The sequence below is a fragment of the Streptomyces tardus genome (genome assembly GCF_018101125.2).
Classification (GTDB): Bacteria; Actinomycetota; Actinomycetes; order Streptomycetales; family Streptomycetaceae; genus Streptomyces; species Streptomyces tardus.
The window spans coordinates 779,819-806,787 of record NZ_JAELVF020000001.1; the positions used below are offsets into that span (position 1 = coordinate 779,819).

General features: G+C 71.2%; 22 protein-coding genes. 8 read left to right on the forward strand and 14 right to left on the reverse strand.

Translation table 11 applies throughout. From position 1 onward, the window contains the following. Positions 1–6: 6 nt before the first annotated feature. The 4 genes from JGS22_RS03390 (at position 7) to JGS22_RS03405 (ending at position 3,256) form a co-directional block, all read left to right on the forward strand. Positions 7–1,587 carry an ATP-binding protein gene (locus JGS22_RS03390; protein ID WP_211040381.1) on the forward strand — a complete coding sequence of 527 codons (1,581 nt, stop codon included), beginning with the start codon at positions 7–9 and terminating at the stop codon, positions 1,585–1,587. Between the two features lie 95 nt (positions 1,588–1,682). Beyond that, positions 1,683–2,276 (forward strand): hypothetical protein, encoded by a 594-nt coding sequence (locus tag JGS22_RS03395; RefSeq protein ID WP_211040382.1) that lies wholly within the window; start codon positions 1,683–1,685, stop codon positions 2,274–2,276. Positions 2,277–2,383: 107 nt separating this feature from the next. Next, positions 2,384–2,983, forward strand: a complete 600-nt coding sequence (locus tag JGS22_RS03400; protein WP_211040383.1) for a VanZ family protein — start codon at positions 2,384–2,386, stop codon at positions 2,981–2,983. 69 nt (positions 2,984–3,052) lie between these two features. Beyond that, the gene (locus JGS22_RS03405; protein ID WP_211040384.1) at positions 3,053–3,256 is read left to right on the forward strand and encodes a PspC domain-containing protein; all 204 of its coding nucleotides are present in this window, start codon (positions 3,053–3,055) and stop codon (positions 3,254–3,256) included. A gap of 97 nt (positions 3,257–3,353) precedes the next feature. On the opposite strand, the gene JGS22_RS03410 is transcribed toward JGS22_RS03405, so the two are convergent. Beyond that, positions 3,354–3,704: a hypothetical protein gene (locus JGS22_RS03410; RefSeq protein ID WP_211040401.1), complete on the reverse strand. Its 351-nt coding sequence runs from the start codon at positions 3,702–3,704 to the stop codon at positions 3,354–3,356. Positions 3,705–3,860: 156 nt separating this feature from the next. Next, positions 3,861–5,030 (reverse strand): adenosine deaminase, encoded by a 1,170-nt coding sequence (locus JGS22_RS03415; protein WP_211040385.1) that lies wholly within the window; start codon positions 5,028–5,030, stop codon positions 3,861–3,863. 226 nt (positions 5,031–5,256) lie between these two features. Here JGS22_RS03415 and JGS22_RS03420 point away from each other — a divergent pair, with 226 nt between their 5' ends. After that, complete coding sequence (locus JGS22_RS03420; protein WP_211040386.1) at positions 5,257–5,997, forward strand: alpha/beta hydrolase; 741 nt, start codon at positions 5,257–5,259, stop codon at positions 5,995–5,997. 94 nt (positions 5,998–6,091) lie between these two features. Here the strand turns inward: JGS22_RS03420 and JGS22_RS03425 are convergent, their stop codons facing one another. After that, positions 6,092–6,976 carry a LysR family transcriptional regulator gene (locus tag JGS22_RS03425; protein WP_372454297.1) on the reverse strand — a complete coding sequence of 295 codons (885 nt, stop codon included), beginning with the start codon at positions 6,974–6,976 and terminating at the stop codon, positions 6,092–6,094. A 204-nt stretch (positions 6,977–7,180) separates the two neighbouring features. Here JGS22_RS03425 and JGS22_RS03430 point away from each other — a divergent pair, with 204 nt between their 5' ends. Both JGS22_RS03430 and JGS22_RS03435 read left to right on the forward strand, forming a co-directional pair. Beyond that, complete coding sequence (locus tag JGS22_RS03430; protein WP_211040388.1) at positions 7,181–8,434, forward strand: MFS transporter; 1,254 nt, start codon at positions 7,181–7,183, stop codon at positions 8,432–8,434. Positions 8,435–8,630: 196 nt separating this feature from the next. After that, complete coding sequence (locus tag JGS22_RS03435) at positions 8,631–9,056, forward strand: VOC family protein (protein ID WP_211040389.1); 426 nt, start codon at positions 8,631–8,633, stop codon at positions 9,054–9,056. 406 nt (positions 9,057–9,462) lie between these two features. On the opposite strand, the gene JGS22_RS03440 is transcribed toward JGS22_RS03435, so the two are convergent. The 11 genes from JGS22_RS03440 to JGS22_RS03485 all read right to left on the reverse strand — a co-directional run bounded on the left by JGS22_RS03440 (position 9,463) and on the right by JGS22_RS03485 (position 23,398). After that, positions 9,463–10,752: a thymidine phosphorylase gene (locus JGS22_RS03440; protein ID WP_211040390.1), complete on the reverse strand. Its 1,290-nt coding sequence runs from the start codon at positions 10,750–10,752 to the stop codon at positions 9,463–9,465. A gap of 173 nt (positions 10,753–10,925) precedes the next feature. Then, positions 10,926–11,339 carry a cytidine deaminase gene (locus tag JGS22_RS25885; protein WP_308294363.1) on the reverse strand — a complete coding sequence of 138 codons (414 nt, stop codon included), beginning with the start codon at positions 11,337–11,339 and terminating at the stop codon, positions 10,926–10,928. Beyond that, positions 11,336–12,631: an ABC transporter permease gene (locus JGS22_RS25890; RefSeq protein WP_236073014.1), complete on the reverse strand. Its 1,296-nt coding sequence runs from the start codon at positions 12,629–12,631 to the stop codon at positions 11,336–11,338. Before JGS22_RS25890 ends, JGS22_RS25885 begins: the two co-directional genes overlap by 4 nt. Further along, complete coding sequence (locus JGS22_RS03450) at positions 12,628–13,749, reverse strand: ABC transporter permease (RefSeq protein WP_211040391.1); 1,122 nt, start codon at positions 13,747–13,749, stop codon at positions 12,628–12,630. The genes JGS22_RS25890 and JGS22_RS03450 overlap by 4 nt, the downstream gene beginning before the upstream one ends. Beyond that, positions 13,746–15,404, reverse strand: a complete 1,659-nt coding sequence (locus JGS22_RS03455; RefSeq protein WP_211040399.1) for an ABC transporter ATP-binding protein — start codon at positions 15,402–15,404, stop codon at positions 13,746–13,748. Before JGS22_RS03455 ends, JGS22_RS03450 begins: the two co-directional genes overlap by 4 nt. Positions 15,405–15,608: 204 nt before the next feature. Continuing rightward, positions 15,609–16,640, reverse strand: coding sequence for a BMP family lipoprotein (locus JGS22_RS03460; protein WP_211040392.1), 1,032 nt, complete (start codon positions 16,638–16,640; stop codon positions 15,609–15,611). A 366-nt stretch (positions 16,641–17,006) separates the two neighbouring features. Then, positions 17,007–18,257, reverse strand: coding sequence for an amidohydrolase (locus JGS22_RS03465; RefSeq protein ID WP_308405491.1), 1,251 nt, complete (start codon positions 18,255–18,257; stop codon positions 17,007–17,009). Between the two features lie 151 nt (positions 18,258–18,408). Further along, complete coding sequence (locus JGS22_RS03470) at positions 18,409–19,530, reverse strand: hypothetical protein (RefSeq protein ID WP_211040394.1); 1,122 nt, start codon at positions 19,528–19,530, stop codon at positions 18,409–18,411. A 1-nt stretch (position 19,531) separates the two neighbouring features. Then, positions 19,532–20,470: an N-acetylneuraminate synthase family protein gene (locus JGS22_RS03475; RefSeq protein WP_211040395.1), complete on the reverse strand. Its 939-nt coding sequence runs from the start codon at positions 20,468–20,470 to the stop codon at positions 19,532–19,534. A gap of 82 nt (positions 20,471–20,552) precedes the next feature. Next, positions 20,553–21,893 (reverse strand): acylneuraminate cytidylyltransferase, encoded by a 1,341-nt coding sequence (locus JGS22_RS03480; protein ID WP_211040400.1) that lies wholly within the window; start codon positions 21,891–21,893, stop codon positions 20,553–20,555. Between the two features lie 101 nt (positions 21,894–21,994). Then, positions 21,995–23,398: a DUF6716 putative glycosyltransferase gene (locus tag JGS22_RS03485; protein WP_236073373.1), complete on the reverse strand. Its 1,404-nt coding sequence runs from the start codon at positions 23,396–23,398 to the stop codon at positions 21,995–21,997. Between the two features lie 625 nt (positions 23,399–24,023). On the opposite strand from JGS22_RS03485, the gene JGS22_RS26935 reads away from it, so the two are divergent. After that, on the forward strand, positions 24,024–26,969 hold a 2,946-nt coding region (locus JGS22_RS26935), incomplete at its 3' end, for a WXG100-like domain-containing protein (protein WP_443742856.1).

Genomic DNA, 26,969 nt, shown 5'->3' on the forward strand with positions numbered 1-26,969 from the left:
GAACGCATGAGGCGGTGGCTCGGCCGTGCACGGGACTGGCTCACCGGGCTGCTGCCGAGCCTGCGGCTGCGGCTCGTCGTGGTGTTCGCCATGGTCGCGCTGAGCGCGGCGGTCGCCGCCTCGGGGATCGCGTACTGGCTGACCAGGGACGCGGTGGTCAACCGTGCGCAGAACGCGGCGCTCAAGGACTTCCACAAGACACTCGGCGACCACGCGGGCACCCTCCCGCCGCGGCCGAAGTGCGAGCAGCTCAAGGAGGCCGCCGACGCGATAGCGGGCTCCACCCAGAACTACGAGGTCGTCCTGGTCGACCTCGAGCGCGACGGACGGCAGTGCGCGGTCGCCTCCTCCGAGAACTTCGAGCTCGGGGACGTGCCGAAGAAGCTGCGCAACGCGGTGGTCGAGGAGCGGCCGTCGGACGGCGGCACCGACGCTGCCCACCACCAGTACTGGCAGCGGGTCAACCTGGACGGCACCCCGTACCTGATCAGCGGCGCCACAGTGATCGGCGAGGGCCCTGCCGGGTACATGCGCAAGTCGCTCGACCAGGAACAGGACGATCTGACGTCGCTGGCCTGGTCGTTGGCGATCGCCACGGGTCTCGCGCTGATAGGGAGCGTGTTGCTCGCGCAGGCCGCCGCGTCCACGGTGCTGCGTCCGGTCCAGCGGCTGGGCGACGCCGCGCGCAGACTGGGCGAGGGCAAGCTGGAAACCCGGCTGAAAGTCTCGGGATCCGACGAACTGGCCGAGCTGTCCCGCACGTTCAACGCGACCGCCGCCGCCCTGGAGGAGCGGGTCGCCGACCTGAGCGCGCGGGAGCAGTCCAGCCGCCGCTTCGTCGCCGACATGTCGCACGAGCTGCGTACGCCGCTGACCGCCATCTCCGCGGTGTCCGAGGTGCTGGAGGACGAGGAGGACAACCTCGACCCGATGATCGCGCCCGCCGTGCAGCTGGTCGTCAGCGAGACCCGACGGCTCAACGACCTGGTGGAGAACCTCATGGAGGTGACCCGGTTCGACGCCGGCACCGCCAGGCTCGTGCTGGACACCGTGGACGTCGCCGACCAGGTCACCGCCTGCATCGACGTCCGCGCCTGGCTGGACGCGGTCGAACTCGACGCGGACCGCGGGCTGATGATCCGGCTCGACCCCCGCCGCCTGGACGTCATCCTGGCCAACCTCATCGGCAACGCGCTCAAGCACGGCGGCTCACCGGTCCGGGTGTCGGTCCACATGTGCTCGGCGCCGCGCACCGGGCTGCCGGCCGTCGACGAGGCACGGGCGGGCAACCTCGTCGGCGCCGAGGGGGAGGTGCTGGTCATCGAGGTGTCGGACCGCGGTCCCGGCATCCCCGAGGACGTACTGCCGCACGTCTTCGACCGCTTCTACAAGGCCAGCGCCTCGCGCCCACGTTCGGAGGGCAGCGGCCTCGGGCTCTCCATCGCGCTGGAGAACGCCCACATCCACGGCGGCGAGATCACCGCGCGCAACAACCCCGAGGGCGGTGCCGTCTTCACGCTGCGACTGCCCCCGGACGCGAGCGTGCTGGTCGCGCCGGAGGAGCGCGAGGAGGAGGACGTCCAGTGAGCACACGGGAGCCCCGGCCGGCCGGAAGCCCTCCGCGCCCGGCGCGCAGGCGTACGGCGGTTGGGCGCAAGGCGGGCAGGCGTACGACGGTTGGGGTGTTCGCGCTGGTCGCGGCGTCGGTGCTCGCCGGCTGCGGCATCCGCGGCACCGCGGTGCCGGTCAAGGCCGAGCCCGCACCCACGCGGGTGGCCTGCGCCCTGGAGGGCGGCAACGCCGTGCAGCCCTCACCGGAGGGCGGCACGTCCGTCGAGCACCTGATCGCGCTGGTGTGCAGCGGACGGGTCGTGGACGTACGCCGGGAGCTCGCGCAGGAGGAGGCCCGTCCGCCCTCGGGCACGCGGTACGCGCTCGCCCGCGGGCTGCTGGCCGAGCTGCGGAAGCCGCCGAGCGACAAGGAGCACGAGGCGGGCTTCACCAGTGACGTGCCGGAGGACCTCGAGCTCGTCGCCCCCAGGCCGGGCGACGACAGCAGCGCGCTGCGGCTGAGCCGGCATCCGAACGAGCTGCCGTCCTTCACTCTCGCCCAGGTCATCTGCACCTTCGCGGACACTACGCTCGGTGACGCCAACCGGCAGGTGCTGCTCGGCGGTCCGGACAACGAGCCGAACAAGCCGCTCAAGCTCTACGAGTGCGGTACGGCGCTCCGTACCACCGTGGAGACGGCGGAGACCGCGGGAGTGCCCTTCTGAGAAGCGCGCCGGCGGAAGCGGGCCCGCCCGTACCGGTCGGGGAAAGCGAACACGAACAGTCAGATTCTGTCGGGAACCGCACGTGCGGACCCGGCGTCCTGACTTCTGTGCACCACCAACGTCCCAGCAGCACGCGCGCCTTCCGGCTCCGCGCAGCGGGTTTCCTCCTTCTCGCCGGTCATCTGGTCCTGGTCGCCTGGTTGACTCTGCGTCCCCTGTCGGTGCCGTGGGTGCCGGCGGCCAACATCCAGCCCTTCGCCACCATCGCCACCGACCTCCGCGAGGGACCGGTGCACGCGCTGCGCACGATGGGCGGGGACCTCGCACTGCTCGCCCCGCTCGGCGCGCTGCTGCCGCTCGCCTCCGGTTCGCTCGGCTCCCGGACCGGTTCGTTCTTCCGTGCCGTGGTGGCGACGGGCGGGCTGGCCTTAGCGCTGGAGGCGGTGCGCAGTTCGGTGCCCGGCCAGGTACCCAACATCGACGCGGTGCTGCTGCACGTACTGGGTGCCGCGCTGGCGCATCTGCTCTGCTATCCGCTGGTGCGGGCCGCCTTCCGGCGCGCCGGCGCGGCGGTCGGGGGCCGCTCGCGCCGGGCCACCGTCCCCGACCCTGCACCGGCGCCGGGCGGGCCCCTGAGAACTTCCAGGGTCCGTATCGCTCCGAGGGTCGATGTCACCAGGAGCGGCACTCCCTACGTTGGTGGTTAGACGCGGCCACAGGACGCGTCGGCGGCAGGGCGAGGCCCGCGCCGCACCCGCTGCATGAAGGAGCGCACCGTGTCCGCACTCGTCCGACCCACCGAAGGCCGCATGATCGCGGGCGTCTGCGCGGGACTGGCCGTGCGGTTCGGGATCTCCACGTCCACGATGCGGATGGTCTTCGTACTGTCCTGCCTGCTGCCGGGGCCGCAGTTCCTGCTCTACCTCGCGCTGTGGGTCCTGCTGCCGAGCGAGAAGGCGGCCGTCCACAGCGCGTGGTGACCGGCCGCCGGCCCGCGCGCAGACATGCGTCGACCCGCCCGTGGCCGAAGGGCTCGCAGGCGGGTCGAGGCATGTCCGTAACCGGTGCCCGGCTTCCTCAGAGGAGCCCGAGGTCCTGGACCGGCAGCGTGTCGACGGGCAGTCCGCCACCGACGAGGTCGGTGTCGACCGCGTCGCCGGAGACACCGCCCTTGGCCAGATCGCCGGCGACCGGCAGCTTCTCGGCGACCGGCAGCCCGCCGAGCAGCTGGCCCGCGGTGCCGAGCTGGCCCTGCTGGTCCTGGCCCTGGAGCTCGGCGACCTTCTCCGCCGTGCTCTGGGCGAAGTCGGCGGCCGGGTGGCTCGCGGGCATCTCCTGGGGCGCGGCCGATGCCGCTCCGGCGCTGCCCACGGCCATGGCGGCGCCCACTGCGGCGACACCGAGTGTCTTGATCGTTCCCTGCTTCATCTCAGCTGTGTCCTCATGGGGGTGACGGTGCGGCCCCCGAACGTAGCCAGCTGTGACCATCGCCCGCAAACACCGAAACGCCCCTAACGCCCGGAAATATTCCGGGAGTACGCGCGACCGCACCCGCACTGCGGCAGGCGCCGGCCCCGTACGGGGTCAGCCGAGGTAGCGCGAGGAGTCGCTGGTCACGGCGCGGTCGGCGGACGCCTGGCGGAACAGCCACTGCGAACGCAGCTCCGCGTAACCGGGCTTGACGACATCGTTGATCATCGACAGACGTTCATCGAAAGGGATGAACGCGGACTTCATCGCGTTGACGGTGAACCACTGCATGTCGTCGAGCGTGTACTCGAACGTCCGCACCAGATGCTCGAACTCGTCGGTCATACTGGTCCCGCTCATCAGCCGGTTGTCGGTGTTGACCGTCGCCCGGAATCGGAGCTTGCGCAACAGCCCGATCGGGTGCTCGGCGTACGAAGCCGCGGCGCCCGTCTGGAGGTTGGAGGACGGGCACAGCTCCAGCGGCACCCGCTTGTCGCGCACGTACGCGGCGAGCCGGCCGAGTTCGACGGTGCCGTCCTCGGCGACCTTGATGTCGTCGATGATGCGCACACCGTGGCCGAGCCGGTCAGCACCGCACCACTGCAACGCCTGCCAGATGGACGGCAGCCCGAACGCCTCGCCGGCGTGGATGGTGAAGTGGTTGTTCTCGCGCTTGAGGTACTCGAAGGCGTCCAGGTGGCGAGTGGGAGGGAACCCGGCCTCGGCACCGGCGATGTCGAAGCCGACGACGCCGTTGTCCCGGTACTTGTTGGCGAGTTCGGCGATCTCCAGCGCACGCGCGGCGTGCCGCATAGCCGTGAGCAGCGCGCCCACCCGAATGCGGTGACCGGCCTCGCGGGCGCGGCGTTCGCCCTCCCGGAAGCCCTCGTTGACCGCTTCGACGACCTCGTCGAGCGTCAGCCCCTGCTCCAGGTGCTGCTCGGGGGCGTAGCGCACCTCGGCGTAGACGACCCCGTCGGCGGCGAGGTCCTCCGCGCACTCGGCGGAGACCCGGACGAGTGCGTCCCTGGTCTGCATCACGGCGCAGGTGTGCCGGAAGGTCTCCAGGTAGCGCTCCAGCGAACCGGAGTCGGCCGCCTCCCTGAACCAGACGCCCAGCGCCTCGGGTTCGGTCTCCGGGAGGTCGTCGTACCCGGTCTCCCGGGCGATGTCGACGACAGTGGCGGGCCGCAGACCGCCGTCGAGGTGGTCGTGCAGCAGGACCTTGGGGGCGCGCTGGATCTGGGCCCGGGTCGGAAGCGTGGTGTGGGTCTCGCTCGTCATCTCAACACTGTAGACCTACGCGCGTAGATGGGCGAGGGCCCGTGCGCGGCGACGCCACCGGCGGAGGCCGGGAGGCGGACGGGGAACGGTCGAGAGGCGAACGGGCGGACCGCCTCCGGGCAGTGGAGGAGCGGCGGCGGGGCCCCGAGGCCCGTACCGGCTTTCGATATCGAAAGGTGACTGAGGCGTACGTTCCGTATACCCGCGCTTCTGCCATCGTTCTCCCATGGCTCAGCAAGCACTTCCCGCACGGGAAGCCCGACTGGGACGGCCGATCGGCGCGACGGGACCCGTGCACGGAGTGGTCCTCGTGCTGCCCGGCGGGGAGGCGAGGTCCCACCGGCGCACCTCCCCGCTGGCCACCGCCCGGGCGCAGAACCTCGCCCGCAGACTCGCGCGCACCGAGGAGTCAGAGGCCGTGGTGTGCCACACGGTGCACTACCGCTACCGCGGCTGGAACGGCGAGGCGGCGCATCCGGTCGCCGACGCCGTATGGGCCGCGGACGAGGTCCGGCGGCGGTACGGCGATGTGCCGATCTGCCTGGCCGGGTACGACCTCGGCGCGCGCACCGCGCTGCGTGCAGGCGGCCACGAGGCGGTCAACTCCGTGCTGGCGCTGGGCCCGTGGCTTCCGGAGACCGGCGAGGACCCGGTGCGTCAGCTGACCGGGCGCCAGGTGCTGCTGGCGCACGGGACGGACGACAGGCACACCGACCCCGAGCTCTCCTTCCGCCTCGCGGAGCGGCTGAAGAAGATCAACACGGATGTCTGCCGGTTCGAAGTCCACACCGACCGGCACGAGTTGCGCTATCGCAGGGACGAAGTGCGGGCGCTGGCACGCGATTTCGTGTTCGGCACGCTGGCCGGCGGGGACTTCTGCCGTCCGCTGGCCGACGCGTTCGCCGCACCGCCGCCGCTGGGGCTACGGATGCCGCTGGCCTCCGGGTTCGGCAAGTCGCTGACCTAGCAAGCCAGTTGTACGCTCGGCGCGACAGCGCTCGGCAGGGTGGTGATCGGCCTGCCGCGCCGGTTCGACCAACTCGCCGGTTCGGTGCGGCACTTCAGGCGAGCAGGTGCCCGCGCCGGCGGAGCAGGAACTCCTTGAACGCCGCGACGGGCGGGGTGTCCCGGTGCCCGTCCAGCCAGGCGACCCCGATCTCGCGCACCGCGCGCGGTGAGGAGACCTCCAACTCCCGCACCCCCGGGCGCAGTACGGTCGGCGGCGGCAGCAGCGAGACGCCGAGCCCGGCGGCGACCAGACCGCGCAGCGTCTCGGCCTCCTCCCCCTCGAAGGCGATGCGCGGCGTGAACCCCGCCCGGGCGCAGAGGGTTTCGAAGATCCTGCGCATCCCGTAACCGGGCTCCAGGGTGACGAAGGGCTCCTCCGCCGCCTCCTCCAGGCGCACCCGCCGGCGCCCGGCGAGCCGGTGGTCCTCCGGCACGACCAGCCGCAACCGCTGTTCGTCAAGCGCCCGGGTGACCAGGTCGGGGGCGTCGGGGATCGGCGAGGTGAGGCAGAGGTCGAGGTCGCCCGCGCGCAGCCGCTCCAGCATCGCCTCGCCGTAGTTCTGCACCAGCGCGAAGCGCACTCCCGGATGGTCCGCGCGGAATGCGCGGATGAGAGCGGGCACCGTCTCCGAGCCGAGGGTGTGCAGAAACCCGAAAGCCACCTTGCCGGTCGCCGGATCGGCGTCGGAGCGAAGCGACTCGGCTGCCTCCTCGACGGAGGTCAGAGCACGTTCCACCGAGCCGAGGAATCTGCGCCCGGCCGGCGTGAGCGAGACCGTACGGCCGCGACGGGCGAAGAGCTCGACACCGAGGTCCGCCTCCAGCCGGACCATCGCGCGGCTGAGCGTGGACTGCGGCACCGCCAGCTCGCCCGCGGCCCGGGTCACATGCTCGTGCCGGGCGACCGCCGCGAACTGCGCGAGCCGCGGAGTGAGCACCGAGGCCCAGGAGTCGGCGTCCAACTCGGCCGGGCGCACGGGCGCGGGCGCGGCGGCCTCCCGGGTGAGCGGGGTGGACATGGCGTCATTCTCGCTGCGCTGCGACGGCATTCTTCGTCCCCGACCTCGGCTCATGCATGGGTGGATCGATACTCGCATTTCTGTGCATTGGACGCATGAGTGGGCCCGCACTAGCTTCGGGACATGCCTCCCGCCGATACCGAGGCGCCCGCCACCACGGGCGCCGCACCCCGGATTGCCGCGACCGACACCGCGACCGACACCGCGCCGAGTGCTCGGCGGATCAACCTGGCGCTCTTCGTGCTGGGCCTGGCCACCTTCGCCCTGCTCTACGCGACCCAGGCGCTGCTGCCCGCACTCTCCGCGGACTTCGGCGTGACGCCGGCCCGCGCCGCCTGGACCGTCTCCGGTGCCACGCTCGCCCTGGCGGTCTCGGTGCTGCCGCTGAGCATCCTCTCGGAGCGGTTCGGTCGTCGGCGCGTGATGACCGTCTCGGTGCTCGTCGCGGTGGCCGTCGGCCTGCTGCTGCCGCTCACCCCGAACATGGACACCCTGATCGTGCTGCGGGTGCTCCAGGGGGCGGCCATCGCCGGCGTCCCGGCCTCGGCGATGGCCTACCTCGCCGAGGAGTCCAGACCGCGCGCGCTGGTGGGAGCGGTCGGCCTGTTCGTCGCGGGCAACAGCATCGGCGGGATGTCCGGCCGGGTGCTGACCGGTTGGGCCGCGGACCTGTGGGGCTGGCGGACGGCGCTGCTGACCGTCGCGCTGATGGCCCTGGCCTGCGCGCTGCTCTACCGGCTGCTGCTGCCCGCACCGCGCAACTTCAGCCCCGCACCGCTGCGTCCGCGCGTACTGCTGGCGACGGTGCGCGGACATCTGGCCACGCCGCTGCTGCGCCGGCTGTACGTGCTCGGCATGGTGTTCATGTCGGTCTTCGGCGCGGTCTACACCGTGGTCGGCTACCGGCTGATCGACGACTTCGGGCTCTCCCAGACGCTGGTGGGCGCGGTGTTCGTGATCTATCTGGTGGGCACGGTCTCCTCGGCGGGCGCGGGACGGATCGTCGCGCGGCTCGGTCGGCGCGGCGCGCTGTACCTGGCGATCGGTACGACCCTCCTCGGTCTCCTGCTGACCCTGCACGCCTCGCTCGGCGCGGTCGTCGCCGGCCTCGTCCTCGTCACGGCGGGCTTCTTCGCCGGCCATGCGACGGCTTCCGGTTCGGTCAGCGGCACGGCGACCAGCGGACGCGCGCAGGCGTCGGCGCTGTACCAGGTGGCCTGCTACGTCGGGTCCTCTGCCGGCAGCACGCTCGCCGCCCTCGCGTACCACCTGGTCGGCTGGGGCGGGGCGGTCGCGCTCTGCTCCGCCGCGCTCGGCGTCGCGGCGGGCGTGACGCTGCTCGGCTCCCGGGCCGCCGTGCGGGAGGCCGCCGGCTGACGCGCCCCGCCGGGGCCGACCGGGCCACGGCGTCCCGGCTGCGCAGCCTCGACCGCGCAGATCCGCCCGCGCAGCCCGCTCGCGCACGAGGCCCGACCGCCGGGGCGACGGCCCTCCCGACTTCGGGACTGCGCAGGCCGGTTGGGACCGTACGGGCCCGCGTACCGCGCCCCTGCCCGGGTCTACGCTGGGTGTCATGGCATCCGAGAGCCCTTCCACCGTGTGGCCGGTCCTCCACTACGACGACACCCGGGCGGCGCTGCGCTTCCTGGTCGACGTGCTCGGCTTCGAGGAGGTGGTCGCCGCGCCGGACGAACACGGCGGCCTCGCCCACGCCGAGCTGCGCCGACCCGGCGGCGGCACGCTGGTGTTCGGCTCGACGCGGCACAAGGAGAGCGTGCACGGGGGAATGCGAGCCGGTACGGGAGCGGTCTACGTGGTCGCGGCCGACCCGGACGAGGTGGACCGGGTGCACCGCGGAGTCGTCGAGGCGGGCGGGCAGGTCCTCGAACCGCCGCACCGGACCGTGTTCGGATCGGGCGCCGCGTCGTACGTGTGCACGGTCGGCGACCCGGAGGGCAACCTCTGGACCTTCGGCACCTACCGCGGCCCGGCCCGGTAGCACCCCCGTATCCGCCGTCGGGCGTATCCGCCGTCCGGCGCGGGCGCGGTGCGGGCGACCGCCACCGCCGACGCCACCGCCACCGCCGACGACCGTGCCGGCAGCGGCACTTGCGCCACGGCGACTCCGGCGCACGGCACTCCCGACGCCGCGGCACCCCCGTGGAGCGCGTACGGGCCTGCCGGGAGGCCGCCGCGGAGCAGGTGGAGCGGCTGCGCTGCGGGCGCAGCCGGCCCGGGCCGAGGAGTTCACCGGCACCCTGTGCGCCCGGCTGTACCGCGGTGCCCCGAGCCCTCGCGGACAACGCCGACGCCCGCCCCACCACGCACCGCTGCCCCACCGCGGCGGGCGGCGGGGCAGCAGTGGGGCAGCAAGCGGGACCGCCGCAGCGGTGCGGCCGCCGGCGTCAGCTGACGCGGTTGAGGACGATCGGGGTCGGCCGGTGGGCGGCTGCCTCGTCGCTGCCGGGAGCGGCAATGTCGTACGCGCCCTCCAGCGAGGCGAGCGCGTAGTCGAACGCCTCGGGGGTGTCGGTGTGCAGGGTCAGCAGCGGCTGCCCCGCGACCACGTCCTGGCCCGGCTTGGCGTGCAACTCCACGCCGGCGCCCGCCTGTACGGCGTCCTCCTTGCGCGCGCGGCCCGCGCCGAGCCGCCAGGCGGCGACACCGACGTCGTACGCGTCGAGGCGGGTGAGGCGGCCGGTGGCGGTGGCGGTGAGGACGTGCTGCTCGCGGGCGACGGGCAGTTCGGCGTCCGGGTCGCCGCCCTGGGCCGCGATCATCCGCCGCCAGTGGTCCATCGCGCTGCCGTCGGCCAGCGCCTTGGCCGGGTCGGCGTCCGGCAGGCCGGCGGCGTCCAGCATCTCGCGGGCGAGCGCCAGGGTCAGCTCGACGACGTCCTCGGGACCGCCGCCGGCGAGGACCTCGACGGACTCGCGGACCTCCAGCGCGTTGCCCGCGGTGAGACCGAGCGGGGTGGACATTTCGGTGAGCAGCGCGACGGTGCGCACGCCGTGGTCGGTGCCGAGCCCGACCATGGTGCTCGCCAACTCCCGTGCGTCGTCGAGGGACTTCATGAAGGCGCCGGAGCCGACCTTGACGTCCAGGACCAGTGAGCCGGTGCCCTCGGCGATCTTCTTGGACATGATCGAGCTGGCGATCAGCGGGATCGCCTCGACGGTCCCGGTGACGTCGCGCAGCGCGTACAGCTTCTTGTCGGCGGGTGCCAGACCGTCCCCGGCCGCGCAGATGACCGCGCCGACATCGCCGAGCACCTCCAGCATCTGCGCGTTGGACAGCTGTGCGCGCCAGCCAGGGATCGACTCCAGCTTGTCCAGGGTGCCGCCGGTGTGGCCGAGGCCGCGGCCGGAGAGCTGCGGTACGGCGGCACCGCAGGCGGCCACCAGCGGGGCGAGCGGCAGGGTGATCTTGTCGCCGACGCCGCCGGTGGAGTGCTTGTCCGCGGTGGGGCGGTCCAGGACGGAGAAGTCCATCCGCTCACCGCTGGCGATCATCGCGGCGGTCCAGCGGGCGATCTCGCCCCGGTCCATGCCGTTGAGCAGGATCGCCATGGCGAGGGCGGACATCTGCTCGTCCGCGACCAGGCCCCTGGTGTAGGCGTCGATGACCCAGTCGATCTGCTCGGGGCCGAGTGCGTGGCCGTCCCGCTTGGCGCGGATGACGGAGATGACGTCCATGGTGCTCCTTGCGAGTAGTCCGCACCCGGTGGTGAGCGGGCGCGGACTGTGTTGTTCCGTCGGGGAGTTGACCGGCGCCCGGCCCGCCGGGGCGCACTCGGGCGCGCCCACCCGGGCGGGCGCCGCGCGCACGGGCGGTCGACGGGCGGTCAGCGGCCGAGGTCCGCGGGCGGTCAGCGGCCGAGGTCCGCGGGGCCGAAGGCGTCCGGCAGCAGCTCGGCGAGGGTACGCACGCCCGAGGCCGTGTCCATCCACAGCTCGGGTCCGCCGTGCTCCCACAGCAGCTGGCGGCAGCGACCGCACGGCATCAGCACCTCGCCGTCCTCGCCGCAGCAGGTGAAGTGGGTCAGCCGCCCGCCGCCGCCCGCGACGAGCACGGAGATCAGTCCGCACTCGGCGCAGAGGGCGACACCGTAGGCGGCGTTCTCCACGTTGCAGCCGCTGACCGTACGGCCGTCGTCGACGCGGGCCGCCGCGCCGACCGGGAAGCCGGAGTACGGGGCATAGGCCCGGGACATCGCGCCGCGGGCCACCTCCCGCAGGGCCTCCCAGTCGACGGCGGAGGCGGGCGGCTGCGGGCGGCTCACTTGCCCTCGCCCTTCCGGTACGGCACACCGATCGTCTTGGGCACTCTCAGCCGCTGGGCGAAGAGGGTCAGAACGAGCAGCGTGGTCAGGTACGGGCTGGCCTCGACCAGTTCCTTGGGCAGCGTGTCGGTGCCCAGGTACCAGATCAGCAGACCGATCGCGATGCCGGCGTTGAGCGCGGCGATCGCGCGGCGGCCCTGCCACAGCTTCCAGATCGCGAGCGCCGCCATCAGGAAGACCGCGACCAGCAGTACGGCGTGCAACGTGCTGCCGCCGCCGCGCAGTTGGAGCGCGTCCATGAAGCCGAAGAGTCCGGCGCCCATCGCCACGCCGCCCGGCCGCCAGTTGCCGAAGATCATCGACGCGAGGCCGATGTAGCCGCGTCCGCCGGTCTGGCCGTCCTGGTAGAAGTGGACGCCGACCGCGAGGAAGGCACCGCCGAGGCCGGCGAGCGCGCCGGACATGACGACCGCGTAGTACTTGTAGGCGTAGACGTTCACACCGAGCGACTCGGCCGAGACCGGGCTCTCGCCGCTGGCCCGCAGCCGCAGACCGAAGGCGCTGCGCCACAGCACGAAGTACGAGCCGACGAAGAGCAGCACGGTCAGCACCGTCAGCCAGGACATGTTGGTCACCAGCGCACGGAGTATGCCCGCAGTGTCGGACAGCAGGAACCAGTCCTTGGACGCGAGCGTCCCCAGCCAGTCCGAGAGTCCCGGAACGGTGATCGTCGGCATGTCGTCGATCCGCGGCGACTGCTTGTCGTTGCCGCCTGCCTGCGCGGCCTCGCTGCCCTCGGCGCCGAACCACAGCTTGCTGAGGAACTGGACGGTGCCCAGCGCGAGGATGTTGATGGCCACACCGGAGACGATGTGGTCGACCCCGAAGCCGACGGTGGCGACGGCGTGCAGCAGACCGCCCAGCGCACCGCCGAGGATGCCGGCGGCCACCGCGGCCCACGGCCCGTACTGCCAGCCGATCCAGCCGGCGCAGAAGGCGCCGAGCATCATCATGCCCTCGAGGCCGATGTTGATGACGCCCGCGCGTTCCGACCACAGGCCGCCCAGGCCGGCGAGGCCGATCGGCACCGCCCAGCCGAGCGCGGCGACGTACATGCCGGTGCCGGTGACGTTGATGTCGCCGGAGATGACCCGGACCGTGGAGAGGACGATCAGCGCCCCGGAGAGGATCAGCAGAACGACCGGGAACGAGATCCGGGACCGTCCGCCGCTCCCCTTGCTGCTCAGCGCACCGCTGATCTTTCCGGTGAGTGCGGAGATGTTGGTGCTCATGCGGACGCCCCCGCCTCGTTGCTCGACTTGGCCCTGGCCTCGGCGGCGAGTTCCTCGCCGACCTTGCGCTGCTGGAGCTTCAGCCCGTAGCGGCGCACGACCTCGTAGGCGATGACGACGCAGAAGACGATCACGCCCTGCATCACGCCGATGATCTCCTGCGAGTAGCCCTCGAACTCCAGCTGCGTACCGGTGCGCTCCAGGAAGCCCCAGAGCAGCGCGGCGAGCGCCATGCCGACGGGGTGGTTGCGACCGAGCAGGGCGATGGCGATACCGGTGAAGCCGATTCCCTCGGGGAAGTCGGTGCCGTAGTTGTGGGACTCACCGAGCAGCGTCGGCATTCCGACGAGCCCGGCGAACAGCCCGGACAGCAGCATGGAACTGACCACCATGCGCTTGACGTTGACGCCGCTGGCCTCGGCGGCGGAGTGCGAACCGCCCACCGCCCGCAGGTCGAAGCCGAAGCGGGAGCGGTTGAGCACCAGCCAGTAGACGACGCCGACGAGGACCGCGACGATCACGAAGCCGCCGATCGGCTCCTGGCCGGTGGAGATCTCGAAGAAGTGCCCGGACTCCGGGATGTTCTCGGTGTGCGTCAGGTTCCCCTCGACGACGCCGAGCCGGTTCTCCTGGATCAGATAGCCGATCAGGGAGGCGGCGATGAAGTTCAGCATGATCGTGCTGACGACCTCGCTGACGCCCCGGGTCGCCTTCAGCAGACCGGCGATGCCGGACCAGATCGCGCCCACGAACATCGCGGTGAGGATCATCAGCGGGATCTGGATGAAGCTCGGGAAGGCGACCGCGCCACCGAGGGCGGCGGCGCAGAAGGCGGCCAGTCGGTACTGACCGTCCACACCGATGTTGAACAGCTTCATCCGGAAGCCGACCGCGACCGCGACCGCGGCCAGGAAGTACGGAATGGCCTTGTTGATGATCCAGATCTGGCTGTCGCTCTTGAAGCCGAACTCGATCATCACCGAGTAGGCGCGGAACGGGTCCCCACCGGTGGTGGCGAGGATCACGCTGGTGATGACCAGCGCGGCGAGGATGGCGAGCAGCGGCGCGCCCAGCTGCAGCAGCAGCTTCTCGCGGTTGACCCTGCGGACGGCGTTCACCGGCTCTCACCGTCCTCCGGCGCCTCGTTGCCCTGCACGTGCTCGTCGTCCTGCACGTGCTCGTCGTCCTGCACGCTCTCCGGGCTTTCCGGGTGGTGCTCCAGGTGGCCGCTGGCGGCGCCGGTCATGGCGGAGCCCAACTCCTCCGGGGTGATGGTGGCCGGGTCCGCGTCGGCGACCAGACGGCCCCGGTACATGACCCGCAGGGTGTCGGAGAGCCCGATGAGCTCGTCCAGGTCGGCGGAGATCAGCAGGACGGCCAGGCCCTCGCGGCGCGCCTCGCGGATCTGGTCCCAGATCTGCGCCTGCGCGCCGACGTCCACGCCCCGGGTGGGGTGCGCGGCGATCAGCAGCTTGGGCCGGTGGCTCATCTCGCGGCCGACGATCAGCTTCTGCTGGTTGCCGCCGGAGAGCGAGGCCGCGGTGACCTCGATACCGGGCGTACGGACGTCGTACTCGCGCACGATGCGCTCGGTGTCCTGCCGGGCGCCCTTCAGGTTCAGCAGGAAGCGTCCGCTGTTGGGCTTCTCGGTGACGTGGCCGAGCATCCGGTTCTCCCACAGCGGGGACTCCAGCAGCAGCGCGTGCCGGTGCCGGTCCTCGGGGATGTAGCCGATGCCGCTCTCGCGCCGCGTACGAGTGGGCGCGTGGCTGATGTCGTCGGTGTCCAGGACGATCTCGCCGCCGTCGGGGTCACGGATGCCCATGATCGCTTCGACCAGCTCGGCCTGGCCGTTGCCCTCCACACCGGCGACGCCCAGCACCTCGCCCTTGTGGATGGTGAAGCCGATGCCGTCCAGAACCGTCCGACAGACCCCGTCGGAGTCGGTGGCGGACAGGTTGAGGTCGACGACCCGCAGCATCGCCGTGTCGGTGACCGTCGACTCGCGCGTCTCCGGCGTGGGCAGCTCGCTGCCGACCATCAGCTCGGCGAGCTGCTTGGGGGACGTCTCGGAGGGGTGCACGGAAGCCACCGTCGTACCCCGTCGGATGACGGTGATGTCGTCGGCGACGCTCAGCACCTCGCCCAGCTTGTGCGAGATGAAGATGACCGTCAGGCCCTCGGCCTTGAGCTCGCGCAGGTTGTCGAAGAGCGCGTCGACCTCCTGCGGGACCAGCACCGCCGTCGGCTCGTCCAGGATCAGGGTGCGGGCGCCGCGGTAGAGGACCTTCAGGATCTCCACGCGCTGGCGGTCGGCGACTCCCAGCTCCTCGACGAGCACGTCGGGACGGACGTTGAGGTGGTACGCCTGCGAGATCTCCAGGATCTTGCGGCGGGCCCCGCCGCCGATGCCGTGCAGCTTCTCCGCGCCCAGTACGACGTTCTCCAGCACGGTGAGGTTGTCGGCGAGCATGAAGTGCTGGTGCACCATGCCGATTCCCCGGGAGATGGCGTCGGCAGGGCTGCTCAGGCTCACCTGCTCGCCGTCCAGGGTGATGGTCCCCTCGTCCGGCTTCTGCATGCCGTAGAGGATCTTCATCAGCGTGGACTTGCCGGCGCCGTTCTCACCGACGAGCGCGTGCACGGTGCCGCGTCTGACAGTGATGTCGATGTCGTGGTTGGCCACCACGCCGGGGAATCTCTTGGTGATTCCATGGAGCTCGACCGCGAGGGTCCCGGCGTCTGTCGGTGGACTGGTGGTGGGCGGTGTGATGGCGCACTCTCCTCGGCTAAGGAGCGGGGTGGTGGCGGGGGGTGGCTGTGCTGGACGAGCTGCGACGGTATCGCGTCGATCACCGCTGTCGCGTCGATCACTGTGCTACGCGCGTAGCGTCTCGGACAAGGGGCGGGGCCCGGAAGAATGCTGTACGCGTCTTCCGGGCCCTGGCCCTGGCCGTTCCGCGCTCGCGCGCGCGGCTCAGCGGCTGGGGCGCTCGCTGACCTTGACCTTGCCGTCGGCGATGTCCTTGGCGACCTTGTCGAGGTCCTTCTGGATGTCCTTCAGGAAGCCGCCGGACTCGGAGAGGGAGACGCCGTCCTCCTTGAGGGTGTAGCGCTGCTCGCCGGTGATCGGCTTCTCGTCCTGGACGCTCTTCACCAGGTCGAACACGGCGATGTCCACGTTCTTGACGACCGAGGTCAGGATCGAGTCCTTGTACTTGGCCAGACCGGGCTGCTGGTACTGGTCGGAGTCGACTCCGATGGCCCAGGTGCCCTTCTTGGCGCCGATGGCCTCGATGGAGCCCGCACCGGACTGGCCGGCGGCGGTGTAGATGACGTCGACGTCGTCGTCGAGCCAGCCCTGAGCCTTCTCCTTGGCCGCGGCCGGGTCGTTGAAGCCCTTGTCGTTGTTCGGGTAGAGGTACTCCGACCGAACCTTGATCTTGGAGTTCGTGTCCTTGACGCCCTGCACGAAGCCGGCCTCGAACTTCTGGATCAGCGCGTTGTCCACGCCGCCGATGAAGCCGACGCTGTCGGTCTTGGTCTTCATGGCCGCGGCGACGCCGGCGAGGTAGGAGCCCTCGTGCTCGGAGAAGAGCATGCTGTCGACGTTCTTGCCCTCGGCCACGGAGTCGACCACACCGAAGGTGGTGTCCGGGAACTTCTTGGCGACCTTGGCGATCGACTTGCCGTAGCTGAAGCCGACACCGATCACGGGGTTGTAGCCCGCGTTCGCCAGCGAGGTGAGGCGCTGCTCGCGGTCGGCCTCGGTCTCGTTGTTCTTGGCGGTCATCATCTTGGCGTCGACGCCGAGTTCTTCCTTCGCCTTGTCCACGCCACGGGCGGCGGACTCGTTGAAGGAGTGGTCGTCTCGGCCGCCGACGTCGAAGGCGAGACCGACGCCCTTGTCGCTGCCACTCTCGGTGGAGCTCTCACCGCACGCCGCGGTGGTGAGGACGAGTGCTGCGGTGGCGGTGACCGCGGCGGCAAGCTTGGTTACCGGACGCAAGGGGAGGTCTCCTTCGACTCTTCAGGGCGCCTCTTACCCGGCGCTGAAACCCGAGCTCAGAGTAACGCGCGTAGATGGCTGGTAAAGGGCGCGGATCGCTCCGTTATCGATTCGGTGTTAACCCTGCGTTTCAACCCGCCTCGCTGGGTGGTCGCGCGTGATCGCAGGCCCCTGACACCGGCGCCGCGGACCCCGGTCGCGCACAACGGAAACCCGGTGGGGGCGGCAATGGCGCGCAGGCGCCGTTCCCTTTTCGGAGAGCGGGCGCGGGCGAGGAGGCACGGGCGGGCAGGCACGTACGGGCCGTACGCGCCGGCGAGCCCGTGCACACGTGTCGTCGACGGAGTGCGCACGGGCTCGCTCGGCTCAGTCGCGGCGGGCGTCCAGGAGGGCGGCGGCGGTGAAGAGTTCGACGCCGACCGCGATGGCGCTCTCGTCCACGTCGAAGTCGCCCTGGTGGATGTCGCGGGAGACCCGGTCGCCCGGACGACGCACGCCGAGACGGGCCATCGAACCGGGGACCTGCTCCAGGTACCAGGAGAAGTCCTCACCACCCAGGCTCTGTTCGGTGGACTCGACCGCGCCCGCACCCATCCGCGCCGTCATCGCGTCCCGCAACAGCCCCGTACTGGAGGGCTCGTTGACGACCGGCGGAACTCCGCGGATGTAGTTGATCTCGGGCTTGGCCTGGTAGAGCGAGGCGATCTCGTCGATCGCGCCGTGCACCAGGTCGGGGGCGACCCGCCAGCCCGGCAGGTCCAAGCAGCGGACGGTGCCGGAGAGTTCGGCGCGCTGCGGGATGACGTTGCAGGCGTGGCCCGCGTCGATCCGCCCCCAGGTCAGCGCGAGGCCGGAGCGGGTGTCCACTCTGCGGGCGAGCAGCGCGGGCACCTCGGTGGCCACCTTGGCCGCGGCCGTCACCAGGTCGGTGGTCAGATGCGGACGGGCGGTGTGGCCGCCGGCGCCCTCCAGTGCGATCTCCAGGCGATCGCAGGCGGAGGTGATGGGGCCGGTGCGCAGCCCGATCTTTCCGGCGTCGACCTTGGGGTCGCAGTGCACGGCGAGGATCCGGCCGACACCGTCCAGCGCCCCGGAGTCGATGGCATCGGTGGCGCCGCCCGGCAGCACCTCCTCGGCGGGCTGGAACAACAGCCGTACGGAGTGCGGGAGTTGGCCGGCCCGGGCCAGCTCGGCGAGGACCAGCCCGGCGCCCAGGACGACAGTGGTGTGCACGTCGTGGCCGCAGGAGTGCGCCCGGTCGGGCACCGTCGAGCGGTAGGGCACGGTCTTGGTGTCGGGAATGGGCAGCGCGTCGATGTCCGCGCGCAGCGCGAGCAGGGGGCGTACGCCGTCCCACGCGTCGGCGGATCTGGGGTGGATGTCGCAGATCAGACCCGTTCCGCAGTCGAGTGTGCGCGGACGGAGGCCGGCCTGCTCCAGCCGCGCCTTGATGGCGGCGGTGGTACGGAACTCCTGATGGCCCAGCTCCGGGTGCATGTGCAGGTCCCGTCGGAACGCGACGAGTTCGGCCCGCAGCGCCGTCGGCAGGGTGCCGGGCAGCGGCGGCGTCTCGTCGATGGTCCGAGTGCTGGACTGGGACGACAGCAATTGGCTCACCCAAGTCAGGGTATGCCCTATCGGGACGTGATCAAGAAGACCGACAGATTTTCTTCTGTGTCTAGTGCATACGTCCGTGGCCGATTGGGTATATCCCATGACTTGTTCGAGCGTCGTCTCATATCGCGGACGATCACGTCCGCACTGTGTGTCACGGCGCTGCTGCGGCGGGTCCCGAACCGAGGCGCTGTGCGTCTCTCGCAGTCCCGGTGACAGCGGCGAGGAAGCCGCTCGCCCTCGGTGACGCCTTCTCTGTCAGCCAGCTCGGGTCCACTTCGCAGACGGCGACCCGGACCCCGGTGCCGACCAGCGCCAGCGGCAGGGTGTGCACCACCGTGGACGGAAAGCTGAGGATCGTACGGCCGATGGGCCCGCGCCGGGCGACGAGTTCGAGCGGCAGGTCCGGGCGAACGATCTCCACCCCGGCCTCCACGGCGATCTCGTGCAGCTTCGCCGGGCTCTCCCTCCGATGCGCGAAGTAACGGGTGGCTCCGTGGGTGCGCGTCAGTGAGACCACCGCTTCCAGATAGCGGGCAGGGTCGACGACTCCGGTCTCCACCAGCGAGGTTCCGACCAGATCGGTCCCCCGGGTCAGTCTCGGCGGGCCGAACCTCTCGCGCGTCCAGGCGAAGTCGTTGGCCGTGACCCGCACCCGGTCCGGGGACTCGACGGGCATCGCACTGAACACCTCCACCTCGCGCCCCTCGCCCGGCGTCAGCCGACGGCGGGCGGAAGCGGAGACCGGCGCGAAGAGCAGACCGCGCAAGCCGCCCGCGCCCCTGCGGTGCCAGCGCACGAAGCGTTCACCGCGGGCGAGTTGGCCGACGAACTCCATGGTGGCCGTGCCGTCGTCCACCACCGTCAGCTCCGCCCGCGCACGGGAGAGGCCGAGCAGCAGCTGCACGTAGCGGGAGAACGGATCGCCGATCACCAGCCGGCGGGCCCGCCGCAGCGGACCCGCCAGCGAGGCGATCGTCCTGAACGGCGCGAGCAGTCCGTCCCGGGCCCGGGCCCACTCCACCGCGTGGCCCTCGTCGCGGGCGAGCTGGGCCATCCGGCGCAGCTGCCCGCGAGTCATCGGGTCGTGCGGTGCGAGCACCACCACCGTGAGCCCGCTGGCCGGTACCTCCAGCGGAGCCAACTCACCCTCGGAGGAAGGGGGTTCGGGGCGGGGGTTCTCGCGATGTGCCCACTCCAGCACGTTCAGGAGCTGCACCGGGCTCTCCACGAACGCCAGGGTGTCCCCGTTCTGCGGGGCCGCGGGCGGCGACATCTCAGACCGTCGCGGGCTCACGGTCGGCCTCCGCGGCCTCGGCCACGACGCCCTTGACGCGACGCAGCTTCTTCATCGGGCCGACCTCGCTGTCGTAGACCTGCTTGACGCCGTCACCGAGGGACTCCTCGATGGTGCGGATGTCGCGCACCAGGCGCTGGAGGCCGCCGGGCTCCACCGAGGCGGCCTGGTCCGATCCCCACATGGCGCGGTCGAGGGTGATGTGGCGCTCCACGAACGAGGCGCCGAGCGCGACGGCGGCGAGGGTGGTCTGGAGACCGGTCTCGTGACCGCTGTAGCCGATCGGCACGTTGGGGAACTCGGCCTGGAGGGTGTGGATCATCCGCAGGTTGAGCTCCTCGGCCTTCGCCGGGTAGGTCGAAGTGGCGTGGCAGAGCAGGATGTTGGCGCTGCCGAGCACCTCGACCGCGTGCCGGATCTGGCTCGGGGTGGACATGCCGGTGGAGAGGATGATCGTGCGGCCGGTGGCGCGCAGTGCGCGCAGCAGCTCGTCGTCAGTGAGCGAGGCCGAGGCGACCTTGTGGGCCGGCACGTCGAACTTCTCCAGGAAGGCGACCGACTCGACGTCCCACGGGGAGGCGAACCAGTCGATGCCGCGCTTCTTGCAGTACTCGTCGATGGCGCGGTAGCCGTCCTCGTCGAACTCCACCCGGTGGCGGTAGTCGATGTAGGTCATCCGACCCCAGGGGGTGTCGCGCTCGATCTCCCACTGGTCGCGCGGGGTGCACACCTCGGGGGTGCGCTTCTGGAACTTGACCGCGTCGCAGCCCGCGTCGGCGGCGGCGTCGATGAGCGCGAAGGCGTTCTCCAGGTCGCCGTTGTGGTTGATGCCGATCTCACCGGTGACGTAGACCGGCTGGCCCGGGCCCGCGGTCTTGGAGCCCAGTGTGCGGAGACGGTTTCCGGCGGTTTCAGTCATGGCAGGCGTTCCTTCTCTTCTTTCGGGGGTACATCTGTGGGTCTTTTCGGATGGGGTCTGTAGGTGTGCGCGGGCACAGCGGTCAGGGATGACCACCGGTGGTGGGTGCGCTGTTGGTCCCGGGCCCGGTGGTGCCGGTGGTGCCGGTGGTGGCGGGGCCGGTGGTTCCGGGGACGGTGGTGGCGGGCCCGGTGGGGACGGTCAGCGAGGGGCCGAGCAGCCAGGCGGCGATCTCCCGGATCGCCCCGAACCCGCCCTCGGCGGTGGTCACGACGCGGGCCGCGTCCCGTACGACGTCGTGGGCGCCGGCGACCGCGACCGGCCAGCCGACCAGTCCGAAGCAGGGCAGGTCGTTGACGTCGTTGCCGACGTACATGACCCGCTCGGGCGCGACGTCCTCCTCCTCGCACCACTGCTTGAGCGCGAGGTCCTTGCGGTCGATGCCGTGCAGCACGGGCAGCCGGAGCTTGCGCGCCCGCGCGGCCACCACCGGGTTCTGCTCGGTGGAGAGGATCAGCAGCTTCAGACCGGAGCGCCGCAGCGCCGCGATGCCCAGCCCGTCGCCCCGGTGGACGGAGACGAACTCCCGCCCGTCGGAGTCGATCAGGACCCGGTCGTCGGTCTGGGTGCCGTCGAAGTCCAGGACCACCGCGTCCAGGTCGGCGAAGGTCGGGCGCAACGACTCGGGGGCGTCCAGCAGCGGCGCGAGCGCACGGGCCCGGGCGAGGTCGTGCGGATCGTCGACCTCCAGCGTGCGGGCCGGGTCGGTGCGCACCAGGTCGGTACGGCCGAAGAAGCGGTGCTTGGCGGTGCGGAAGCCGGCGGCGGACATCGCGTACGCGGCGCCCGTCTCCAGCAGGTCCTGCGGCCGGTCCTGGCGGCGCGGGCGGAACGCCTTGTCGTGGTTGACGCCGTACGAACCCTGCGGCGCGGGGGGTTCCGTGAGTTCCGTGTCGACGTCCGGGGGTGCGTCGGTGCGACCGTCGCGCCAGACGAAGCCGTGGAAGGGGGCGACAGTCAGCGCGCTGTCCGCGCCGTCCTCCGCGACCGCCCCCGCGACCCCGCCGATGTCCTCGCCGGTCAGGAACGGGCTGGTGCACTGGACGAGCAGCACCACGTCCACCTCGGACTCGTACCGCGCCTCGTAGACGTCCATCGCGTGCAGCACCGCCGCCTCGCTGGTCGCGGTGTCACCGGCGATCTCGCTGGGCCGCTGCACCACCTCCGCACCGGCGGCGCGGGCGACGTCCGCGATGTCCTCGTCGTCCGTGGAGACGACCACCGCGGTCACATGGCGCGCGGCCAGCGACTCCCGTACGGCGCGGGCCACCAGCGGTACGCCGGCAACCGGTGCCAGGTTCTTGGCGGGCACGCCCTTGGAGCCGCCCCTGGCGGGGATGACGGCGAGGACGGTGGGAGGCACGAGGGCTCCTTGCTGCTCGGGGTGCTGGTGCTGGTGCTGGCGCTGGTTCGGTGCGGGGCCGGTCGGGCCGGTCGGGCCGACGGTGGGGTCGGGTGCGGTGTTCACAGCTCCCCCATCCGTCGGATGGCCGGCGCCACGCGCTGTACGCCGTGCCGGTACGCGCCGCGGGCGGCTCGCCGCAGGGCGCCGCGCACCACCCGGCGCACTCCGGAGGCACCGGGTGCCTCGACGGTGCTCTCGGTCGGCGCCCCGTCCGGGCCCAGGCCGTGACGGGCGAGGATCCCGGGCAGATAGCCGGGTGCGGTGGCGGCGGTGTAGTACGGCTCGACGGGCGGCAGCGTGGGTCGGCCGAGCAGCGCGGAGATTCGCTTGCGGGCCGGGTCGAAGGCCGCCTCGTACGGGCCGTCGGAGACGACGCCGTTGCGTGCCGTCCAGTGCGGGGAGGCGGTCGGCAGATGACCGGCGTCCAGCGCGTCCCACGAGGTGAGGCAGCCGGAGCCGAGGAAGTGGTGGTTGCCGTGCACCTCGCGCACACCGAGGTCGGCCAGCACGGCGGTGGGGATGCCGCGGTGCAGCGACTCCAGCGCGGCGGTGGAGGAGACCGTGACCAGCAGGTCCGTACGGTCCAGCACCTCGCCCATGTGCCCGTACACCAGGCGGCAGTTGGGCGGCAGTCCGCCGGGGAGGCGGTCCGCGAGCCGCTGGTAGGGCAGTTCCTCGATGTGTGTGGTGTGCTCGCCGGGCTTGCTGCGGAGCTTGATGAGCACCTCGCGGTCCGGGTGCTTCCGGGCGTGGTCGGCGGCGCGGTTCAGCAGATACAGCCGGCCCGCGCGGTCCACCGGCACCGAGGGCTGAACGGCGAAGGTGACGGTGAAGGGGCGGTCGCCGCTCTTCTCGTACGGGGCGCCGCCGAGAAACGGCAGAGCGCTTTCCACAACGGATTCCGTCGAACGTCCGACGCCCGCGTAAACATCACGGAAACGCTCCGCGTCGACCCGCGAATTCGCCAACACGACATCGGCGCCATTCCGCAGCAGCAGACCGTCTGCGAGTTTCTCGTAAACCACGCCGACATAACCGGTGACCAGCACCGGGCGTTTCGCCGTCGTACCGTTCTCGCGCAGCTCCGCCGAACCCCAGCGGTGCGCGAGCCCGTGCAGCATCGCCTGTACCGTGCCGCCGACGCAGGAGAGCACCAGCAGGTCGTACTCCCCGGCGCGGGCGAGGAACTCCGGCACCGTCACCTCGTCCAACGACGCCGCCGACACCCCGACCTCGCGCAGCTGCCGGGGCGTGGGGGTGGCCCGCCCGCGCAGCAGCAGCCCGTCCACGTCCCGCGCCGGATCGGCGTCGGGCAGCAGGCGCTGGGCGGTCAGACCGCCCCATTTCCAGCGGGTGTCGGAATCGGCGAGTACGGCGATTCGCGGGGCGCGTTCGCCGTTCTCGGTTTCGGTAGCTGTGGGCACGTCTCCGACGCTAGAAAGGGAATCCGCTCTTCGGCCCAACGCCATGGCAACGGCGGGTTAACAACGCGCCGACGAACAACCAACCGGACCGGGGAGAAAACGCGTTAACCCGATTTGCCGTCGCCGTTCACCTGGAATACAAGTGGCGTTGCGCCGCAGTGGGGCGAGCCCTGTGGTGACCGGCCGGTAGGCGCCGCGAAGACGCTCCGCGGGCTGCTTCCCGCACGCGGTCGAGGCCCCGCGCACACCCGCGCGCGGCTCCTGCGGTGACGGACCGGTGGGCGGCAGATGTCGCTGAGGGGGCGTGCGCCGTGCCGGTGAGGGCGTACGTCCCGACACGAGGCGGGGCTGCGTCCGGCGGCGAGGGCGTGCGTCGCGGCGGGGCGCGCGGGCCCGTCGAGGGGCGTCCGTCGGCAGTCGCGACCACCTCGACAAGAGCGCCCCGGCCCCGTACGGCTGCAACCGCGGCGGCCCTCCCCCGCGTCGTCCCTCCGAAGGCGAACCGACCGAAACACCCCTCGTACACGGCCGATTGCGCAGCCCGCTGCGGGCGCCGAGACGCAACTGCCGGGCGGCGTCCACCTCTTGTGGCGGGCCAGGGGGGCGTGGCTAGGCTCGGTTCGAGCTGCCGTGCCGTTGCAATGGGGGGAAACCGGCCGTGGGGATGATGCTGCCTGCCGAGGTCGAAAAGGGCCTGGGGATGCTGGGGTTCAACTGGCCGGAGGCCGATGAGTCCAAGCTGATGGAGTCGGCGCAGGCGTGGATCCAGTTCGCGATGGATCTCGAGGCTTTGCAGGTGGCGGGGAGCAAGGCGGCGGGGAACGTCACCTCGGAGAACTTCGGTACCTCGATCGAGGGTTTCAACGAGTCGTGGCGGGAGTTTTCGGGGACGGGCAGCGGTTATCTGGATGATGCCCGTACGGCGGCGACGGTGTTGGCGACGACGTTGCAGGTCGCGGCCGGGATCGTGATCGGGTTGAAGATCGCGGTGATCATTCAGGTCATCGTGTTTCTGGTGCAGTTGGCGGCTGCGGCGGCTGCGGCGGCGCCGACGTTCGGGCTGTCGGCGTTGGCCAGTGGTGGTTTCTACGCGGCGGCTCGCACGATTTTGACGCAAGTCCTGAAGTGGGCGGCGAAAGCGCTGCTGGACACGATCGTCGACGCGTTGAAACAGACGGCGATGAAAGCCATCCAGGCCATGGTCCAGGACCTGGCGCGGCAGTTCACCAACCAGCACTTCGGCGCCCAGGACGGCATCGACTTCGGCAGCGCCGCCGACAAGGGCGTGGAGGCCGGCAAGGAAGAGGCCAAGAGCCAGTACGAGAACGCCGGTTCCAACTTCGTCGACAACTTCGCCTCGCAGGCCGGGAGTTCGGCCCGCAAGGGCGTCGAGAACAGCGGCAACAGCGACTCCGCCGGCGACGGCACCACCTCCGGTACGGACGGCGCAGACGGGACCACCACCTCCGGCGACGGCTCCGACGGGTCGACCTCCACGAGCGGCGACGGCAGCACCGGATCGGACGGTTCAACGTCAACCGGCGGCGACGGGAGCACCAGCCCATCGGGCAGCGGTACGCCCTCGGGGTCCGGCACACCCAGCGGTTCGGGTACGCCGTCGGGATCCGGCACGCCCGCAGGGTCCAGTACGCCCAACTCCGGTACCGGAGACGGCAGTTCCAGCGCCACCTCTCCCGGCGGCGGCGACGGCTCGGACGGCTCCAGCGCCCCCAGCGGCTCGGACGGCACACGCTCGGACAGCGGCGACGGCTCGGACGGCGGCAGCCACTACCCGCGCCCCTCCGACACCAGCAACCAGTCCTACTCCGACAACCCCTTCGACGCCCCACGAAGCCAGGACTCCGACAACAGCACCACACCGCCACCGAGTTCGGACGACACAACCACCACACCCAGCCCGGCCCCCGCCAACAGCAACACTCCACCTCCCACGGACAGCTCCACTCCGCCCAACAGCAACAACCCGGCCGCCGACAGCAACACCCCACCCAACAAGCCGAGTTCGGACGACACAACCACCACACCCCCTTCCGGCGCGCCTCGCCCCGACACGGACACCACCCCAGACCGCGACTCAACTCCCGACGCAGACACGACTCCTGACCGCGACTCAACTCTCGCTCAGGACAGGCCCACCACCGACGACTCCTCACGCCCCCACGACGACACCACCGCCAAACCCGACAGCGACGACACCAACAAGCCCCGCCCCGACGACACCGGCCCACGCCCGGACGACACCACCAAACCCGACGCCGACAACACCGGCCCACGCCCGGACGACACCACCAAACCCGACGCCGACAACGCCGACCGGCCCCAGGGCGGCCCCACCAAACCCGACACGGACGGCACCAAGCCCCGTCCGGACCAGGACGCCGACGCCCCGGCCCCCGACCGGCCCCGCGACGACTTCGACCCCGACAAGCCCCAGAACCACGACAACAACACCCGGCCCGACACCGACAGGCCGAGCGACCCGACCGACCCGACGAAGCCCGACACCGACGACACCCGTCCCACCGACCGGGACGACCACAAGGACCCCGACACCCGCCCCGACCAGGACGACACCACCCCGGACAACGACGATCCGAAGGCCGATCAAGACGACACCACCTCCCCGGACAACGACGATCCGGACAACACCTCCGACCGCGACGCGGACCCCGACAGCGACCCCGACGGCGACCCCGACACCACCGACGGCGACCCCACTCCCGACGACGGAACCGCCCCGCCCCCCACCGGCGCCGCCACCCGTCCCGGTCCGCTGCGCCGGGTGGTCGCCGCCAGCCTCATCGGCACCACGATCGAGTGGTACGACTTCTTCCTCTACGGAGCAGCCGCTGCCCTCGTCTTCAACAAGCTGTTCTTCCCGGACTCCGACCCGCTCGTCGGCACCCTGCTCGCCCTCGTCTACACCTACGACGAACACCGCCGCATCACCTCCTGGACCGACCGCAACGAGGACACCTACCGCTACCTCTACGACCACGAAGGCCGCGTCTTCGAAACAGTCGGCCCCGACGGCGCCATGTCCAGCCGCTTCGAGTACGACATGGTCACCGGCGTCACCCTCTACACCGACGCATGCGGCGCCACCACCACCTACCAGCACAACGAACTCCACCAGGTCATCGCGGAAACGGACCCGCTCGGCAACACCACCCACTCCACCTGGACCCGCGACGACCGCCTCCTCACCCGCACCAACCCCCTCGGCCACACCACCCGTCTCGAATGGGACGACCACCGCAACCTCACCACCGTCCACCACCCCGACGGCACCACCTCCCACTCCACCTACAACGACCTGCACCTTCCGACCAGCACCACTCGACCCGATGGCACCACCACCCACCTCACCTACGACGACCACGGCAACCTCACCACCGTCACCAGGCCCGACGGCGCCGTCACAGCCCTGACCTACGACCCCACCGGCGCCGTCACCACCGTCACCGACCCCACCGGCGCCGTACAGCACTCCCGCAACAACCCCACCGGTCTCCCCACCCAACTCACCGACCCACTCGGCTCCTCCACACACCTCACACGCGACGCCTTCGGCCGCCCCCTCACCGCC